Genomic DNA, 17,725 nt, shown 5'->3' with positions numbered 1-17,725 from the left:
GTTATTCTTTATTTGCTTTTTCTATTTTAATCCCAATATCCGTAATTCCATCTAATTCCTGAATCCCTTCGACAGATCCAACCTTTCTCATTGCCTGTTCTACGGTAATCTTATATTCTCCATTTCGAGGAAAAACCACATTCTCTTTGTACCAAAGTTTACTTTCCTTTAAAGAACTAAAACCTTTTCCCAGCCATTCACCATTGGGCTCAGCCATCATATATTCTAACGTATCTGTAATTGTTTCATTGTCTGGAAAATCAAGATTTACAATTAAAAACAAGTTACTGTACTTATATTCCTCATTATTTCTGAGGTTCACAAAAATATTATATGGTTGAACTGAATCGGGCGCCTTGAACTGAAAGGTGATTTTTTCGTCTTTTCCCCAACTATTGCTTATTGACTTATACTCTGAGTATATGCTTTTTGAGTCGCAAGAAAACATAATAAACAACACCAGACAATACGCAGAAAACTTAGCCATTCTTCGATTTTTTTCTGTTGTTATTTCTTGGTCGTTTCTTCCTTTTTTTCCCGCGTCCCTTTTTTGGCTTATCAAAACGTGTAAGACTATCTTGCCCTACTACATTTTCGTAGGTAGCGTCCTTCTGATCGTCTTCCAAAAGTTCGGCTGCATATTCTTCTAAACTAGCCACTGGTTTTCGCTTCTTACTCAAATCAATGATTTCATTAACCTGCTGAACAGTTAGCTTATGCCAGGCCGAAGGTTCATCCAGATAACAAAACCACATTAACCCTTTGAATATGTCTATTTTCTGACAAGCGGCAAGTCCTTTTTGCGTTTTAAGTTTAACATCCTGTTCCGGAAACTCCTTTAAAGCATCAAGATATGCATCAAGTTCATAGTTCAGGCAACACTTTAACTTACCACATTGCCCTGCAAGCTTTTGGGGATTAAGTGATAATTGCTGATATCTGGCAGAAGCGGTATTTACCGACCTGAAATCGGTTAACCAAGTTGAACAGCACAATTCACGTCCGCAAGATCCAATTCCTCCCAATCTGGCCGCCTCCTGACGATACCCGATTTGTCGCATCTCAATACGAATTCCAAACTCCCGTGCCATATCCTTAATAAGCTGACGAAAATCAACACGTTCTTCGGCGGTATAATAAAATGTCGCTTTAGATCCATCGCCTTGAAACTCTACATCTGAAAGTTTCATTTGAAGTCCTAATGCTAATGCCAGCTCTCTGGATTTCTTTTGAACGGCAGGTTCTTTATCACGCGAATCATGCCAGATATTTATATCTTTCTGTGAAGCTTTACGGTATACTTTAGGAAGTGTTTCCTCATTCCAATCAACCTTTCTCTTCTTCATTTGTACCTTTACCAATTCTCCGGTAAGAGTAACAATACCTACATCATGTCCTGGAGCAGCTTCTGTAGCTACAACATCACCAATAGAGAGTGTTAAATTATCTGGATTTCTAAAGTATTCTTTTCTACTATTTTTAAATCGAACTTCTACGCAATCGAATCGCTCTTCACCTGCAGGTAACGCCATATTAGACAACCAGTCAAAAACGGTAAGTTTATTACAACCATCAGTACCGCAGGTTCCATTGTTCTTACATCCGCGTGGCAGCCCATCCTTACCGGTGGCACAACTGCTACATCCCATAATTTTATATCGTTGACCTGTTAACTTTCAGTAAATGAGTGCTAACAGGGAAGGTTCATAATTAATTACTCAATGTTGTAAAGATACAATTAATTATAACTGAAGCAAAAACTAGCTTTCAGGAACATTTTTCTTAAATTTTAAGACTTCTGAACGTCCTTTTTTAAAGATAGCATTGCTTTTATATTGTCCTCTTCTAAGTCTTTTTTGCTCTTCATAGGGCAAAGCAGCTATTTCTTTACAGTTATCTGAACAACAATTATTCATTTTTACAGCACATTCCTCGCACTGTATAAACAATAAATGACAAGCCTCATTAGCGCAATTTACATGAGTGTCGCATGGTTTCCCACATTGATGACACTGCGCAATAACATCTTCCGAAATACGCTCTGACCTTCGCTCATCAAAAACAAAATTTTTGCCTATAAATTTATTGTCAAGACCTTTCTCATCGACCTGTCTTACATAATTAATGATTCCCCCTTCTAATTGGTAAACATCTTTGAAACCTTTGTGTTTAAAATAAGCACTTGCCTTTTCACATCGAATTCCTCCGGTACAATACATAACGAGTTTTTTATTTTCCTTATGCTCACTGAGATCGTCTTCAATAATTGGCAGAGAATCTCTAAATGTATCCACATCTGGAGTAACTGCATTTTTAAAATGCCCTATCTCACTCTCATAGTGGTTTCTCATATCAACCAACACAGTGTTAGGGTCCTCTATTAGTTCATTAAATTTTTCAGCATCGACATGGACACCAATATCAGTAACATCGAAAGTATGATCATTCAAACCATCAGCAACAATCTTTTCACGCACCTTCACTTTCAATTTTAAAAAGGAAAAATTATCTTGTTCGACAGCTATATTAAGTCTAACATTTTCAAGAAATGAAATCGTATCAAGATGGCTTTTAAAAGCTTGAAAGTGATCTGCCGGAACCGACAATTGGGCATTAATACCTTCGTTTGCCACATATATTCTACCCAAAACATCTAATTCATTCCAGGTAACAAACAAATGATTTCTAAGAATTTCAGGATTTCCAATCTTGGCGTACTTGTAGAAAGAGATTGTTAAACGATCTTTTCCTGCTTCTTCAATTAAAGCAGCTCTTTCTTCAGCACTTAAATTATTGTACAGTTGCATGCTATACTATTTTTAAGGTTAAAGAATAATTACTCACCAGGTGAGCTTAATTTATTTTATAATTTCTAATTCAAAATTAAAAAATCCCCCATTACTTTATGAGGTAATTTTCAAGATAATCACCCACTATATTTTTTTGGTAGTGATAATCTTTACCGGACAGGCCTTTTGAGCTTCAGAGCACTCTTCAAAAATGGTATCATCATGTGATTTTAATGTGAAAAACCCTTTTTTTTCTGTAGCATGAAGCAATACAGATTTTCCATCTTTTTTCGACATTTGAAATTGTCCCGGCGCCATTTCAACACAATAATTGCACCCAATACATTTTGCACGTTGCAATGTAATTACTACCATTAAGCCTGTACTATTTTATATAACTTGTCTGATAAACGAACTCTGAAACCTGTAGGTATCGTACAGGAATCACCCTTTTTAGCAGTGTTCAATTTCTCATCATTAACCATCATCTCGGTCAACTCAAACTCTTCAACTCCAGTGGTCGGCCCCGTTATTAAGAGTTTATCACCAACTTTAATATCATAGGCTTCAATCTTAAATTCAGCTACATTGGCTTTAGGAAAATAATGCATTCCTTTACCCACATACACTTTCTTCTGTGTAGCCTGTGAACCTGGCCCTTCGCTCCACTCGCCTAATTTCTGACCTAAATAATAGCCACTCCAAAAACCACGATTATATACTTTCTGTAAAGACTCCATCCAATCCGACACTTTTTCTTTGCTGTAATTACCTTCGTAATATGCGTCAATAGCCTCCCTATAAGTCCGAATAACCGTTGCCACATACTCTGGAGCTCTTCCTCTTCCTTCAATTTTCAGGACTTTAGCTCCGGCATCGATTACGTGATCTAAAAAGTCGACAGTACAAAGGTCTTTAGGAGACATCATATACTCATTATCAATCTCCACCTCAAAACCACTTTCCTGATCAATTACGGTATACTTCTTTCTACAGTTTTGTTTACACGCCCCTCTATTAGCTGATGAATTATGTGAATGCAAACTCAAATAACATTTACCGGAAACTGCCATACACAAAGCTCCATGACCAAAAATCTCAATTTCCACTAAATTTCCTGATGGCCCTTTGATTTGCTCTTTTTCTATTTGTTCGGTGATTTTTTTCACCTGTCGAAGACTTAACTCACGACTCATTACCATTGTATCAGCAAACATAGCATAGAATCGAACTGTCTCGATGTTGGTTATGTTTATTTGTGTAGATATGTGCACCTCCAGATTAATCTGTCGGGCATAGGCAATAACAGCCTGATCCATAGCTATTACAGCAGTAATCTCTGCCTGCTTAGCCGCATCTAACACAGTTTTTATAATAGAAAGGTCGTGGTCATACACAATCGTGTTTAAGGTGAGATATGTTCTAACCCTATATTCCTTACAACGTCGTGCAATTTCAGGCAAATCATCAAGTGTAAAGTTGATACTGGCTCTCGCCCTCATATTCAACTGCTCCACTCCAAAATAAACAGAATCAGCACCGTTTACAATCGCGGCTTGTAACGATTCAAAGTTCCCCGCAGGCGCCATTAGCTCAATCCTTCCAGAATCAGTCATTTCGTTGATTATTAAAATCTTACTATCATTTTGCGCGGCAAAGATAATCATTTAGAAACAAAAAGCGCCTCATATACATGAAGCGCTTTTCACAACCGGCCTGTTACAATAAAACCATCTTACCTAACCATCAAACATCTTAGCCTTAAAAGCAACCTGACCGGTTAATATTTTACAAAGACTTAGTCGTAGAAAACAACACCACCTAACACCTGTTTTTTATAATTTTAACTGATTTAATCTTAACTCACTCAGCCTATTATAAAGATAAGAAAAACAAAGGTTAAAAGAATGGCAAAACATGTTAATGTTTTTACAAACTGCGTAATATTAATCGTTAATTTAAAACTGAAAGCTAAGCACTTACAGGCTACATTCTAAATTTATTCAACTTGAATACTCTTTACCGATAATTCAAGTTAAATATTTATAGGTATAAAAAGAAAATAGTATTTTAGCACGATTCATTAATTCACAGAAAAACACAATCATGAGTTCAGATAAAGAAGCGAAATTAAAAGCACTGAAACTAACCCTAGACAAGCTAGATAAAGCATACGGGAAAGGTGCTGTTATGAAGATGGGAGATAGTGCAGTTGAAGAAGTTGAAGCTATACAAACAGGATCCCTTGCCCTTGACATTGCCTTAGGTGTTGGTGGTTATCCGCGAGGAAGAGTTATTGAGATATTTGGACCAGAATCTTCTGGTAAAACAACATTAACACTCCATGCAATTGCCGAAGCTCAAAAAGCGGGAGGTATTGCTGCTTTCATTGATGCAGAGCATGCTTTTGACAGGTTTTATGCAGAAAAACTAGGTGTAGACATTGACAACCTTATTATATCTCAGCCTGACCATGGAGAGCAAGCTCTAGAAATAGCCGACAATTTAATTCGTTCCGGAGCTATTGATATTGTTATTATCGACTCAGTTGCTGCTCTTACTCCTAAAAGCGAAATTGAAGGAGAAATGGGAGATTCTAAAATGGGACTCCATGCCCGATTAATGTCTCAGGCTTTAAGAAAACTAACTTCTACCATCAGTAAAACGAAATGTACGGTTATATTCATTAACCAGTTACGGGAGAAGATTGGTGTAATGTTTGGTAATCCAGAGACCACTACTGGAGGTAATGCTCTTAAATTCTACGCTTCTGTTCGATTAGATATAAGACGTTCGACTCAAATAAAAGGAAATGATGGAGACGCATCAGGACATAAAACCCGAGTGAAAGTAGTTAAAAATAAAGTTGCTCCTCCATTTAGATCAGCGGAATTCGACATCATGTTTGGTGAAGGGATCTCTAGAGTAGGTGAGATCCTAGATATGGGAGTAGAATACGAAATCGTAAAGAAAAGTGGTTCATGGTTCAGCTATGGTGACACCAAATTAGGCCAGGGAAGAGATGCTGTTAAATCTTTACTACAGGATAATCCTGAACTAATGGAAGAACTGGAACAAAAAATACGAGAAGCCTTAAAAACTCTTCAAAATTAAAATCCCGATTACCTCGGGATTTTTTTTTGCTCAAAACGCAACCTTTTCAAACAACTATCATCTATAAATAAAAGATTAATTTAAACTAGTTGTTTACAAAAGATGAAAAAGATTAAGTTTTTGGTTTTTACCTTTACTGCGTTGGTTTTAACTTCATGTTCCTTAGATGATGATGAATCTAACTTTCATTTCGAAGCCATGTCGATTACTGAGGTAGATTTACCTGAAAGCTTTGTGTATGGTGAAACTTATGATTTCAACATAACTTATGAAAAGCCGTCATCATGCTATGTATTTCAAGGTTTCGATTATGTTCATAGTGGAAACTTAGAAAGAACAGTAACTGCAGTTGCTTCTGTTTATGACGATAGAGCCTGTACTGAAGGTATTACGTTTGAAACAAAGATTCTGCCATTTGAGGTGAGGTTTAAGGGCACCTATACTTTTAGATTTTGGACAGGAATTAACGAAGAAACTCAACAAGATGAGTATATTATAGTAGAAATTCCTGTTGAGGAAGAGCAAACAACAGCAATAAAGCCTTAATGAAACAGTAAATCTTTATTAACAAAATATATAACACCTCGATATTTGAGTTTAGAAGAACTCATAGACCAATGCAAACGTCGTGACCGGAAGGCACAAGAACAGCTATACAGATTATTTTGTAATAAGCTATATTCATTATGTCTAAAATACTCACGTAATGAAGCTCAGGCGCAGGATAATCTTCAAGATAGTTTTGTGACTATTTTTAACAAAATAGACCAATATAGCTATAAAGGTTCCTTTGAAGGCTGGTTAAAACGAATAACTATCAACACTTCACTTCAAAAATACAGAAGTGACGGTGTTTTTGATATTATAAATGAAGTACCCGACGAGAATGAAAGTATTGAGGTGGAAGATAACGACATCAGTCTGGATTACTTATTATCAATAATTCAAGAACTCCCGGACCGTTATCGAATTACTTTTAGTTTGTATGTACTAGATGGGTATTCTCATAAAGAGATTTCCAGTATGCTAAAAATAACCGAGGGCACATCTAAATCAAATTTAGCCAGGGCCCGGGCATCTCTTAAGGAAAGAATAGAACTGGATCATTTAAAAAAAAAGGTGAATTGAATATAAAGAATGAGCGATAAAAGAAATATAGATCGATTGTTTCAAGAAAAGTTCAAAGATTTTGAGGCCTCGCCTTCAAAAGACTTATGGAATACTATTGAAGCCCAACTCGAGACTAAAAAGAAAGATCGAAAGGTGATTCCTTTCTGGTGGAAGTTTGGAGGTATTGCCGCAGGACTCGCTATATTATTTTCGATTGGTTACAACCTAATTGACAATGATACTTCAACAAACTCCATTGAGGTAACTAACAGCATAAAAGAAAATTCCAACCCGTCATTCAGTAACCCTGAAAACAAGGATGAGGCTGTTGTAGAAGCAAACCCCAATAAAAACCAAATAAACACATCCTCCAACCCTAAAAAAGACAAAAGCGCCACCATAACTAGTGCCAGCACTGTAAGTTCAAAGCAAAGAAATACAGATACAGCCACCAAAATTAATAGTAAAGCATACTCAGAAAGCAGCAAGCAAAAGAATTATGAATCTTTAGCTAACAACAAAAAAGGCGGTTTATCAATTGCGCAAAACGAATCAAATAATCCACTTGATAAAAACAATAAAATAGGAGTACAGCAAGACAACTCCCTCACCAACCGTAGTACCCTACTAAATTCATTAAAAGAAGAAGAAGAGGTTGTTGCCGCAAAGAATTCTCGTGATGGGAAAATATCAATTTTTGATGCTATTGAAAAAGAAAAAGAATTAGCCGTAAACAAGAAACCAAATAAATGGAGTTTAAACCCTACGGTAGCTCCCGTTTATTATAGTACTTTATCCGGCGGTTCCCCGATACATTCTCAATTTGACGGCAACAACAAATCGGGCAACATAAATATGAGCTATGGCCTTAATTTAGCTTATCAAATTAATGATAAACTTAGCGTGCGTTCTGGAGTCAATAAGGTCGCCATGGGCTATAACACTAATAATGTTGAATTTTCTCCTTCAAGTTTTAATGCGGAAGTGATTACAAATGTAGCTTTCTCAAACGAATCATCAAGGCTCATGGTGAGTAACGACCTAAATAAAGGAACCTTAGCTACTATCGCAGAAACACCTGCGGAAAGTAACATTATATATGATGGAGCCATGAATCAACAGCTAGGTTATATAGAGGTTCCATTAGAATTAAAGTATCGAATTTTAGATGATAAATTCGGCATCAACCTTATAGGGGGTATGAGCTCATTATTCCTAACGCACAACAACATCACCTTAGAGACCATTGATGGACTGAAAACTAGAATGGGAGAAGCCACAAATCTTAACAGCACTAATTTCAGTACCAATTTTGGCATAGGTTTTGATTATAATTTTTCAGACAGGTTCCTCATTAACATGGAACCCATGTTTAAATATCAATTGAATACATTTTCTAGTGGAAACAATGGCTTTAAGCCATATACACTAGGTGTTTATACAGGTTTTAGTTTTAGGTTTTAGTTGGTTAGGTTTTATTCATTGCTCAAAAGCAATAATATGCCTCAAAAAACGCCTCGTGGTTGGGGCGTTTTTTATTTTACGTGACAAGCTAAGCTTCATTTTATTGGTCGGAAAAGTATTAAATATCGTTATCATGAAAAATGAAGCTCATTTTACTATGCTACTGCAATTACTTTTTTAATTTTCTTCCCTGGGTTGTAAAAGACAAGCCTTGTTGCCCCTTCATTGATATCATGACCGCTTCAAATAATGGCTCATTTACGGCATCATCGTCTATTGCCCATTCAAATATAAAATTACCTCCGACACCTCCCAAATCATCTTCTTCATCTATAATGATTTCAACTGTTTCTATAGGATTTAAAGCAATTGGTTCTTTAAAATAATTCCTTATCAGATCTCCATGAGTATCGTAATAGTCCGCTGAAGTTATATAAACAGGACTATCCATATCAATATTCCTCAAACTAACAGTTACCGTTAAAAAGGTAGTTTGTGATTCGGAAAAACTATATATTTCTGAATATACAGGTAAATATGTTTTTCCATATAAAAGACTATCTTTTCCTTCTAAAGATACACTACGCTGCTTCCAACTCTCCGAATTGACAGAACTAATCTTTTTCGTTTCAGTGCAAGCACATAAGACCAAAAAGACCCATAATATAATAAAGCTACTCCTCATAATTAGATGCTTAATGAATAAAGATATAAAAAACGAATCTTTATCTGGATAATTCATCATGAATTACACTCCAGCACTTCTCTCTGATATGATTTTTATCGATAGTAGCATGTCCATTTGTTTCTATAAAACGTAACTTCTTAACCCGCATCAGCCCTAAACTTCCTTCAAAAAAATCATATGGAAAGCGTCTTTTATTATCATAAAAGACCATAGGTACAATTGGAATCCGATGCTGAATTGCTAGACGAAAAGCTCCATCTTTAAACTTATCCAATAAGATATCCTCATCAGGAACTCCACCTTCCGGAAAAATACAAACACTCAATCCTTGATGTAACCTTTTTTGGGCTCTTTTATACACCGCTGTTCGACTCCCTGCACTATTCCTGTCAACCATTATACAGACCCTTTTATAGAAAAAGCCAAACACAGGAATCTTCACCAATTCTTTTTTTCCCACAAAAACAAATGGATTAGGAGACGCTTTCAACATAAGCATTATATCTGTCATGCTGGTATGATTAGCAATTAACATATAACTCTTACCTTTTTCCATTTTCTGCTGACGATCGATTCGCGGAATAAACCCCATGCCATACAGGATAATATTTGCCCATACATTTCTTGCTACCCAAAAAAACTGCGGGTATAATCTGTCTGAAGAGGACAGGACCAATAGTACAGGAAACATTATAATAATTGGTACTGCTACAAGCACATAGAACCATATGCGCCACACTAAAATCAAAAATTTCTTAAGTAGTACGATCATGGTCCCAAAAATACATAATTTGTCAGGTAGTTTAACACAAACCTTTTACCTTTGTGCTTCGTTGAAAATATATAAGATGGCGAGAATATTAACAGGAATTCAAAGTACCGGTACTCCACATTTAGGAAATATTTTAGGAGCAATTTTACCAGCTATTGAGATGGCTCAACAAAAAGAAAATGACTCTTTTCTTTTTATTGCCAATATGCACTCACTTACCCAAATCAAAGATGCGGAAACACTCAGAAACAATACCTATGCCGTAGCGGCGACTTGGTTAGCATGTGGGTTAGATATTAATAGAGTAGTTTTTTACCGTCAAAGTGATGTACCCCAAACAGCTGAACTCACCTGGTACTTAAGTTGCTTTTTTCCATTTCAGCGCCTGACACTTGCACACTCTTTTAAAGATAAAGCAGATCGTCTTGAGGATGTTAACGCAGGCCTGTTCACTTACCCAATGCTTATGGCTGCGGATATCTTATTATATGATGCCGAAATTGTACCTGTAGGAAAGGATCAGTTACAACACCTGGAAATCACCAGGGATGTTGCTTCGCGTATTCATAGTAAAATGGAAAAGGAGATATTTGTATTGCCTGAAGGCAAAGTTCGAGAAGAGTCAATGTATGTCCCTGGAACCGATGGCGGAAAGATGAGTAAGTCAAGAGGAAACATTATTAATATTTTTCTTCCGGACAAGAAGTTACGTAAACAAATTATGGGAATAGCTACGGATAGCACTCCTCTTGAAGAGCCCAAGGACCCTGACACCTGTAATGTATTTGCCTTATACAAAATTTTAGGAACTACAGCACAGGTTGAGCAAATGAGGGCTAATTATTTAGGTGGCAATTATGGATATGGACATGCCAAGCAAGCCTTATATGAATTAATTCTGGATCGTTTTGGCGAGACTCGTGAAAAGTTCAACTATTATATGGAGAATCTTCAAGAAATTGATGAGGCTCTGGCTATAGGTGCTAAAAAAGCTGCAGGCGTAGCGAATGCCACCCTTAACAGAGTTAGAGAAACTTTGGGATACTAAAACTCTATGTCATATATAATCATCTTTATAATCCTGATGATTTTTAATATATGAATGAACTACAAAATAAATTAAGTGCCAACGCATCGATGTAAAATGCGATGCAATATAAACGAAGACTGTCTCAATTGATTTTTGCTAAGCTTCTAGTTTAATCATTTGAGACAGTTTTTGTATTATTTATACTTTGTTATACGCTAAAAATTTATAACATAATTCAATTGTTCAAGCATTCCCTCTTCACTGATCGTTACCTCTTTCCTAGCAACTGTTTCTCCATCTAAAGTAATATACATCGTTATACCATAAGGTTCAAAAATAGTACCGTCGGCACTAGTATCATCTTTAAAACTCAATTCCATTACGGTTTCAGAAGCCACATTCTGGTCGGTAAAAGCCTTTGAATATGGTAAATGTTCATTACTATAGGATTGATCACCTACGATAATACCTTTACCTTCGATTGCACATGAAATATCAGAGACCCGGCTGTTATCAGATGAGATAATATTAAAGGCAATATCGACATTCTCTATTGCCCAGGATTCGCCATCATCATCTGAGGAACAGGCAGAAATTAATAAAACGCACACGAGTAATGTTAAGATTTTTTTCATTTTTTTAAATTTTTTAATCTCCTGATGGTCCAAAACATTTGAACACATTCAGGAACTAACAAAAGCATCAATTATTTCCTTGAAGTAATTTGAAATAATGACACCCTATATTAGTTTCATGATTTTGGGGTTAAAAATTCACTTTCGAGTATTAATGGTAAAAATAGGAAAAAGTTTACTCATCCAATGACAGAATGTACAACTATTGGAATAGCAAAGATGAATAAATGTTATAGTTCTGGTCATCATAGCACACGAAAACAACTTTTTTAACATGGTTAAAAACAAAGCCATACACTGTTTTTACAGCAACCTCGGCAGCCTGCTGTTTAGGATATCCGTAAACCCCTGTACTTATATTAGGAAAGGCAATAGATGACACCTCAGCTATTTCAGCAAGCTTCAAGCTGTTGTAATAACAATTAGCCAAAGCTTGTGCTTCTTTAAATTGACCTCCTTTCCAAACTGGCCCAACCGTGTGAATGACTTTTAGAGCTTTAAGATTTCCAGCATTGGTCATAACAGCCTCTCCCGTGGGGCAATTCCCTTGTTCGTCGACTATTTCCTTACACTCTTTTAAGATGGATGGCCCACCTGCCCTGTGAATAGCACCATCAACTCCTCCTCCACCTAAAAGTGAACTATTAGCTGCATTAACAATAATATCAACCTCGAGTGTTGTAATATCACCCTTAAGGAGTTCAAATTTCATTTCACTAACCTTTGTTATATACAAATTTAGTGAATTTTACCCCCCATATAAACCATTTTTAAAATCCCCGTCGCATGCCAAGAGCATCATTTCTTTAAGTGCTTTAAACTTTTCGGGATATTGTTCAGAAAGGTCTTTTTCTTCCTTAAAATCTTCCGGAAGATAAAATAATTCGAAAGCATTCTTCCTTAAATGTGTCCTAATTTTCCAACCATCTTTGGTGATAAGGGTCGGTCCTGTAAACGAAGAATAAACCACATATTCATGTTCTTCAACATTGTCATCCCCAAATATCTCCTTAAAATACGACACCCCATCTACCTCTATTGGTTTATTATACCCCACTATTTCAGCAATTGTTGGTAAAAGGTCATAACTTGCAATTAACCTATCGCTAGTTATATTTTCATTAATTTTATCCGGCCATCTCATGATTAAGGGCACATTAATCCCTCCCTGTAAATTACTTCTTTTCATTCCTGCTCTACCACCATTTCCATCAAAAATATCTCCCGCTAAATCACTGTAATATTTTCTTCCAAGATCATCGAAACGTTCTCCTGTTTTAATATTTGAATAAGGTTTAGTAACTCTTCCTTCCTGAGCATAATAGATTTCATGGCCGTTATCGGCCGTAAAAATTATCAAAGTGTTATCATCAATACCTAAATCCACAAGCTTATCCATTATTTGCCCAACATTATCGTCCAACAATTTAACCATAGAGGCATACTCTTTTTCTATAGGCGTTAAACGGTCGTCATTTATAAAATCAGGATGGACTTCGGGAATCGCTACCGGACCATGCGGCAATTGTGTCGGAAAGTACAAGAAGAAAGGCTGATCGCTATTCGATTCGAGAAAACTGAGAATCCCTTCCATAAAAATATCTTGGGAATATACCTCCTTACCTTCCATATTCCAACGCTCCTTGTAGATAGCCTCTGTTTCGGGCTCTCCGGTTTTACCTGCATTAATTAAAGTATTCCCTTCATACATTTTAATGGCTCCATTTTCAAATAAAAATGGCGGATAAAACCCATGAGCTCTTACATGATCTAAATACCCTAAATAATAATCCCAACCATGTCGCTTCATCTGGTGGTCAGTGGCAGAAAATCCCCATTCAAGCTTACCAAATTGAGCAGTTTTATATCCTGATTCTTTCGCTACCTGCCCCAAAAAGACCTGATTTTCCGGAATAGGATCCAACGCTTCATTCAGTCGTTTATCGACCTCCTCTAAACTAGCCTTTTCTGTATGAACATACTTATAGGCTCCACCGCCAGTAACTTGAAACCCATTTTCATGACAATCATGTAAACCCGTAATCAATGAAGCACGTGCCGGAGCACACAACATATTAGAATAAGCATTGGTAAATCGGATTCCTTCTGAGGCTAATCGGTCTATATTTGGAGTTTTTATTATCTCCTGACCCTCATGACCCAACAAACCAATCCCCAGGTCATCAGTATAAATTAATATTATATTAGGTCTTTTATTCTCTTTTTTCTCATTCTTAACACATGAGACAAACACTAGTAAAACACAACTAACAAAAGCAATCAAAACTCTCATACTTTCTTTTTCTATTGATTTAAAGGGGCAATATAACATAAATAGCACCAACTCCTCGTCTAAACCGACCAGTTGAAATTGAGTTTGACGTAAATCAATTATACGTTCAACTCATATAAAAATGGGCACACTTCAATAGAAATAGTAGGTCGATGAACATGTACTTATCTATTAAGAGTGTTTTCAAACAAGTTATATATTCGACGATATTCATCCGACCAACTTGAAGCTTCTATAAAACCATGATCTTCCATAGGAAAAACAGCAAGGTCCCAATTTTCTTTTTTCAATTCAATTAAACGTTGAGACAATCTTACCACATCCTGAAACTGAACATTCCGATCAACCATTCCGTGAAGCATCAACAATTCACCTTTCAATCCATCGGCAAAATAAATAGGAGAACTTCGTTTATACGCCACAGGGTCTTCTACAGGGGTATTTAATATATTGGCTGTATATCCATGATTATAATGAGCCCAGTCAGTAACTGAACGCAACGCTGCACCACTTTTAAAGGTGTCAGGGGCTTTAAACATAGCCATTAAAGTCATAAAGCCTCCATAAGAACCTCCATAAATTCCTAATCGATCTTTATCGATATTCTGCTTTTCTATCAGATATTTTGCTCCATCTAATTGATCTTCGAGATCTTTACCTCCCATGTGACGATAAATTGCCGTACGCCAATCACGACCATATCCTTCACTGGCCCTATAATCTATTGCTAAAACTGTATACCCATTATCGGCAAGAAAATTATGAAACATATATTCACGGTAATAAGATGGCCACCAATAATGAACGTTTTGGGTATAACCCGCACCGTGAACAAAGATAACGGCGGCTCCATTCTTTTTATGAGCTGCAGGTTTATATAGCGTGGCCGGTACTTTAACACCATCTCTGGCTGTAAAATGAATGATTTCTGAATCCATCCAATCGTAGGCTTCAAAATCCTCAGTGGTAGATTTTGTTAATTGTACCATCTTCGCACCTGGTTTATTAGGCATCAAATATAGCTCCCAAGGTTTATTGGTATATGAATAGCGAATTGCCAACTGCTTTTCATCCGGCGACAAAGTAACCTCATGTCCGCCTTTTCTAGAGGTAATCTTAACCATTTCTCCCCCTTTTACAGGCAAATGATAAAAATGATGTTCATGAGGACTTACCCTATTACTCGTTATGTAGAATGTTTTCTTATTCCTGGATATACTTACATCGAGTATCTCAAATTCACCCTTTGTTAACGCAATTATTTCACCCGTATTTACATTCGCTTTATATAAATGAGAATACCCTGTTTTTTCTGATTGGAACCATATATTGGAATTATCAATCCAACCTATTTCCGGTCTTGAAAACCATCCGACGCCAGGACCTCCTATCCAGGCATCATCATGTTGTCGATCAATAAGCTTTAACTTTCCATCTGAAAGATCTAAAAGCATGATCCAACGATCTTTATAATCTGCAGAGGTAATATTAACAACGGCTTTTCCATCATCTGAAAAAACCGGGGAACTTATAGATACTTTTCGGGGAGCATCAAACACTTCCTTATAGTTTTGAGCATCCTCAGCATACTCTTTTAAATAAAATGGCTTATCAAAAATTCCTTCAATTTCATCCGTTTTAATTTGATAGTACTTTCCGGATTTCAAATTATAAATCCAAGTCTCTGAATTAGCTTGTGGACTTCCCACCTTACTTCTTGAGTGTAAATCTGTAGTATAACCATTTTGTGTTACAAAATTTGGAACAATGGTCTTTTTATCGTTTGGCGATGTGTATAAATGATAGACAACATAGTTCAGATCTGGTGAAATACCTCCTATCCTTAATCGTCTACTACCAAAATAAATAGACTCCGGTCGGTCGAATTTGGTTTGATCGCGCCTGTATTCCCCAGCATCGCTTTCATTTTTCCTTTTTTTAAGAATATCAAAATGAGCTAACTGATCGTTTTCCAACCACTGATCCTGCTCACTTAGTTCGGGTTCTTTTTTATCATTCCCTTTTTTAAAATCAGTTAACTGTCTGGTAGTACCATTTTTAATGCTCCACGCGAAAATGTTATTATCCTTATAGAACACAATGAATTTTTGATCCCCCGAAAACTGAGGGTTTGATTCCCATGACAGCGTATTGGTTATACGTTTAACGGTATAATTATCCAAATTTTTTAAAAAAAGATCTCCTCCTTTTTCATAAACTTTCCATTTAAAATCGCTTGAATAATGACCGGAATTTGATTTTAATTTAAGCTCATCAAACGTCAGTTTCTCAATTTTTTTTGATCCAAGATCAACGCCATAGGTTGATCGAATTGTATCATTATCAGGATTCCAACTGAAATATATACGTTCACTATCATCTTTCCATTCTATTCTTGTCGGTAAGTATCCCACAAAATCTTCACCTTTCATAACCTGATCTATTGTAAGTTGGGACTGATTCTGACTTTGTGCATTAAACAACACTATTACACAGAGAAACAGAAATAAAGAAGAATGCTTCATGGATTTTATGGTTTTTTGGTAAAAAAATTAGAATGGGGCAATTTAATGGTTTTTATACACTCCCACCAGAATGCTCCTTTAAAAACTTTCAAAGCAAACAATTCCTGTATTTATGAGTAATTTCAAAAACTATACGCATGCATCCTAGTGGATTCCATAATCTAATGGTAATAGCTCCGAAACACCACTCATGGAAATATGCCCTCCAAATATTATTACATTAGGCGGACTGTGATTACCAAAAGTGTCTATAAAAAAAGAGTCTTTAGTCATGAATTCCGATTGCTCAAAATCTTGGTACAAGACACTCACCTGGTCTACCAAAAGGGTTACTTTGGTAAAATTAGTGGTCTTTTTCATTTCAAAATATTTATAAGCAGGAACTTGCCAACTATTATAAAAAATTTTGAAACCATTCTCTTCAAGATTATGCGCTGCTAAAGATCTCATAAAATGCAAACTTGAACCTAAATAACTAATGTTTCGGTTCTTTATAATCTTCTTCGAGGCTTTTTTTCGTAATTCATTAAAAAAACATACCCCTTCATAATAAACCCTATTTGTTAACCTAAGACCTTGAAGGTTTGTTATGAATTCTGCTTCAAATTCCTGAAGCGTATAATATACCTTATACCCCAAATATTTATTTTCTATGATCAAAGGACTATCGGCATAAGCTATGAGGGTTTGAGAAGATGGGAAGTATCTCAGTTTCAACACCTCTTCATTTTTTATCTTACAGTGAATTGTGGCTTCAGTTCTCCCCAAAAATTCCCTTCGAAATACCGCTAATTTCTTTTTCCTTGTCCACGGGTCATCCTCCAAATAAACGGCCTCTAATTCTTCCGGTTTTTCATGCAAATAAATTACAGGAACCAATCCTTTATAGGTAGCATAATTATCTACTATAACAGGTTCATAGCCGACATAACTTATTACCATGGGAGAATTAATACCCGCCTCAAAATTTAATTCAAACCTTCCTTTCTGATCAGTAGATACTCCTATACTTGTTCCATCGAAATAAACAGAAACTCCAATAAGTGGGATAGAATCTTTAGCGCTTAAGACTACACCTTTGATTTCGTTTTGATTATTTTGTGCAGTTGAACTGATAACAGGAATAACACACAGTATCAGCAGTCTAAAAAAACATTTTTTAGCTAACATATGATTGATTGTTTAATGATTGATGAGATACACTTATGGAAGTCGTATCAAGTGCAAGATAACCAAAAGAATACAATAAACATCAGCTAATTATTTCACCACCTCGAACATACGCTCATCTTCATATGCTTCCCA

Annotated in this window: 17 protein-coding genes; 5 read left to right on the top strand and 12 right to left on the bottom strand. The window is 36.1% G+C overall.

Features of this window, described 5'->3' with window-relative positions:
* Position 1 precedes the first annotated feature (1 nt).
* The 5 genes from P278_RS14330 to P278_RS14310 all read right to left on the bottom strand — a co-directional run bounded on the left by P278_RS14330 (position 2) and on the right by P278_RS14310 (position 4,405).
* Positions 2-487, bottom strand: a complete 486-nt coding sequence (locus P278_RS14330) for a gliding motility lipoprotein GldH (protein WP_038268408.1) — start codon at positions 485-487, stop codon at positions 2-4.
* Positions 480-1,649: a PSP1 domain-containing protein gene (locus P278_RS14325; protein ID WP_038268405.1), complete on the bottom strand. Its 1,170-nt coding sequence runs from the start codon at positions 1,647-1,649 to the stop codon at positions 480-482. The genes P278_RS14330 and P278_RS14325 overlap by 8 nt, the downstream gene beginning before the upstream one ends.
* A gap of 111 nt (positions 1,650-1,760) precedes the next feature.
* A complete protein-coding gene (gene trhO / locus P278_RS14320) occupies positions 1,761-2,807 on the bottom strand; it encodes an oxygen-dependent tRNA uridine(34) hydroxylase TrhO (protein ID WP_038268403.1) in 1,047 nt (348 codons plus the stop codon).
* A 126-nt stretch (positions 2,808-2,933) separates the two neighbouring features.
* Positions 2,934-3,164: a ferredoxin gene (locus tag P278_RS14315; RefSeq protein ID WP_038268401.1), complete on the bottom strand. Its 231-nt coding sequence runs from the start codon at positions 3,162-3,164 to the stop codon at positions 2,934-2,936.
* Entirely contained in the window at positions 3,164-4,405 is a 1,242-nt protein-coding gene (locus tag P278_RS14310) for a peptidase U32 family protein (RefSeq protein ID WP_038268667.1), read from the bottom strand. Before P278_RS14310 ends, P278_RS14315 begins: the two co-directional genes overlap by 1 nt.
* 490 nt (positions 4,406-4,895) lie before the next feature.
* Between P278_RS14310 and recA the strand changes: the two genes are divergently transcribed.
* The 4 genes from recA to P278_RS14290 all read left to right on the top strand — a co-directional run bounded on the left by recA (position 4,896) and on the right by P278_RS14290 (position 8,477).
* Positions 4,896-5,903 carry a recombinase RecA gene (gene recA / locus P278_RS14305; RefSeq protein ID WP_038268397.1) on the top strand — a complete coding sequence of 336 codons (1,008 nt, stop codon included), beginning with the start codon at positions 4,896-4,898 and terminating at the stop codon, positions 5,901-5,903.
* Between the two features lie 102 nt (positions 5,904-6,005).
* A complete protein-coding gene (locus tag P278_RS14300; RefSeq protein ID WP_038268394.1) occupies positions 6,006-6,449 on the top strand; it encodes a hypothetical protein in 444 nt (147 codons plus the stop codon).
* A gap of 45 nt (positions 6,450-6,494) precedes the next feature.
* Positions 6,495-7,031, top strand: a complete 537-nt coding sequence (locus tag P278_RS14295; protein WP_038268391.1) for an RNA polymerase sigma factor — start codon at positions 6,495-6,497, stop codon at positions 7,029-7,031.
* A 9-nt stretch (positions 7,032-7,040) separates the two neighbouring features.
* Positions 7,041-8,477, top strand: a complete 1,437-nt coding sequence (locus P278_RS14290) for an outer membrane beta-barrel protein (protein WP_038268388.1) — start codon at positions 7,041-7,043, stop codon at positions 8,475-8,477.
* Between the two features lie 169 nt (positions 8,478-8,646).
* Here the strand turns inward: P278_RS14290 and P278_RS14280 are convergent, their stop codons facing one another.
* Entirely contained in the window at positions 8,647-9,162 is a 516-nt protein-coding gene (locus P278_RS14280) for a DUF3124 domain-containing protein (RefSeq protein ID WP_038268382.1), read from the bottom strand.
* Between the two features lie 40 nt (positions 9,163-9,202).
* Positions 9,203-9,937, bottom strand: coding sequence for a lysophospholipid acyltransferase family protein (locus P278_RS14275; RefSeq protein WP_038268379.1), 735 nt, complete (start codon positions 9,935-9,937; stop codon positions 9,203-9,205).
* A gap of 76 nt (positions 9,938-10,013) precedes the next feature.
* On the opposite strand from P278_RS14275, the gene trpS reads away from it, so the two are divergent.
* The gene (trpS, locus tag P278_RS14270) at positions 10,014-10,985 is read left to right on the top strand and encodes a tryptophan--tRNA ligase (RefSeq protein ID WP_038268376.1); all 972 of its coding nucleotides are present in this window, start codon (positions 10,014-10,016) and stop codon (positions 10,983-10,985) included.
* Positions 10,986-11,182: 197 nt separating this feature from the next.
* Here the strand turns inward: trpS and P278_RS14265 are convergent, their stop codons facing one another.
* The 5 genes from P278_RS14265 to P278_RS14245 all read right to left on the bottom strand — a co-directional run bounded on the left by P278_RS14265 (position 11,183) and on the right by P278_RS14245 (position 17,590).
* Entirely contained in the window at positions 11,183-11,602 is a 420-nt protein-coding gene (locus P278_RS14265) for a hypothetical protein (protein ID WP_139226581.1), read from the bottom strand.
* Positions 11,603-11,804: 202 nt separating this feature from the next.
* A complete protein-coding gene (locus tag P278_RS14260) occupies positions 11,805-12,314 on the bottom strand; it encodes an O-acetyl-ADP-ribose deacetylase (protein WP_038268371.1) in 510 nt (169 codons plus the stop codon).
* A 36-nt stretch (positions 12,315-12,350) separates the two neighbouring features.
* On the bottom strand, positions 12,351-13,895 hold the full coding sequence (locus P278_RS14255) for an arylsulfatase (RefSeq protein ID WP_038268368.1): 1,545 nt from the start codon (positions 13,893-13,895) through the stop codon (positions 12,351-12,353).
* A gap of 164 nt (positions 13,896-14,059) precedes the next feature.
* Positions 14,060-16,420 carry an alpha/beta fold hydrolase gene (locus P278_RS14250; protein WP_038268365.1) on the bottom strand — a complete coding sequence of 787 codons (2,361 nt, stop codon included), beginning with the start codon at positions 16,418-16,420 and terminating at the stop codon, positions 14,060-14,062.
* A gap of 144 nt (positions 16,421-16,564) precedes the next feature.
* Positions 16,565-17,590 (bottom strand): carboxypeptidase-like regulatory domain-containing protein, encoded by a 1,026-nt coding sequence (locus P278_RS14245; protein ID WP_038268363.1) that lies wholly within the window; start codon positions 17,588-17,590, stop codon positions 16,565-16,567.
* Positions 17,591-17,725: the final 135 nt, after the last annotated feature.

This window comes from Zhouia amylolytica AD3 (assembly GCF_000511935.2).
GTDB classification, from domain to species: Bacteria; Bacteroidota; Bacteroidia; order Flavobacteriales; family Flavobacteriaceae; genus Zhouia; species Zhouia amylolytica.
This window is presented reverse-complemented; position numbering and strand designations above follow the sequence as displayed.

Coding starts and splice junctions, on each gene's coding strand:
- P278_RS14330 (WP_038268408.1), bottom strand. CDS start 487: ATGGCTAAGTTTTCTGCGTATTGTCTGGTGTTGTTTATTATGTTTTCT.
- P278_RS14325 (WP_038268405.1), bottom strand. CDS start 1,649: ATGGGATGTAGCAGTTGTGCCACCGGTAAGGATGGGCTGCCACGCGGA.
- trhO (WP_038268403.1), bottom strand. CDS start 2,807: ATGCAACTGTACAATAATTTAAGTGCTGAAGAAAGAGCTGCTTTAATT.
- P278_RS14315 (WP_038268401.1), bottom strand. CDS start 3,164: ATGGTAGTAATTACATTGCAACGTGCAAAATGTATTGGGTGCAATTAT.
- P278_RS14310 (WP_038268667.1), bottom strand. CDS start 4,405: ATGACTGATTCTGGAAGGATTGAGCTAATGGCGCCTGCGGGGAACTTT.
- recA (WP_038268397.1), top strand. CDS start 4,896: ATGAGTTCAGATAAAGAAGCGAAATTAAAAGCACTGAAACTAACCCTA.
- P278_RS14300 (WP_038268394.1), top strand. CDS start 6,006: ATGAAAAAGATTAAGTTTTTGGTTTTTACCTTTACTGCGTTGGTTTTA.
- P278_RS14290 (WP_038268388.1), top strand. CDS start 7,041: ATGAGCGATAAAAGAAATATAGATCGATTGTTTCAAGAAAAGTTCAAA.
- P278_RS14280 (WP_038268382.1), bottom strand. CDS start 9,162: ATGAGGAGTAGCTTTATTATATTATGGGTCTTTTTGGTCTTATGTGCT.
- P278_RS14275 (WP_038268379.1), bottom strand. CDS start 9,937: ATGATCGTACTACTTAAGAAATTTTTGATTTTAGTGTGGCGCATATGG.
- trpS (WP_038268376.1), top strand. CDS start 10,014: ATGGCGAGAATATTAACAGGAATTCAAAGTACCGGTACTCCACATTTA.
- P278_RS14265 (WP_139226581.1), bottom strand. CDS start 11,602: ATGAAAAAAATCTTAACATTACTCGTGTGCGTTTTATTAATTTCTGCC.
- P278_RS14260 (WP_038268371.1), bottom strand. CDS start 12,314: ATGAAATTTGAACTCCTTAAGGGTGATATTACAACACTCGAGGTTGAT.
- P278_RS14255 (WP_038268368.1), bottom strand. CDS start 13,895: ATGAGAGTTTTGATTGCTTTTGTTAGTTGTGTTTTACTAGTGTTTGTC.
- P278_RS14250 (WP_038268365.1), bottom strand. CDS start 16,420: ATGAAGCATTCTTCTTTATTTCTGTTTCTCTGTGTAATAGTGTTGTTT.
- P278_RS14245 (WP_038268363.1), bottom strand. CDS start 17,590: ATGTTAGCTAAAAAATGTTTTTTTAGACTGCTGATACTGTGTGTTATT.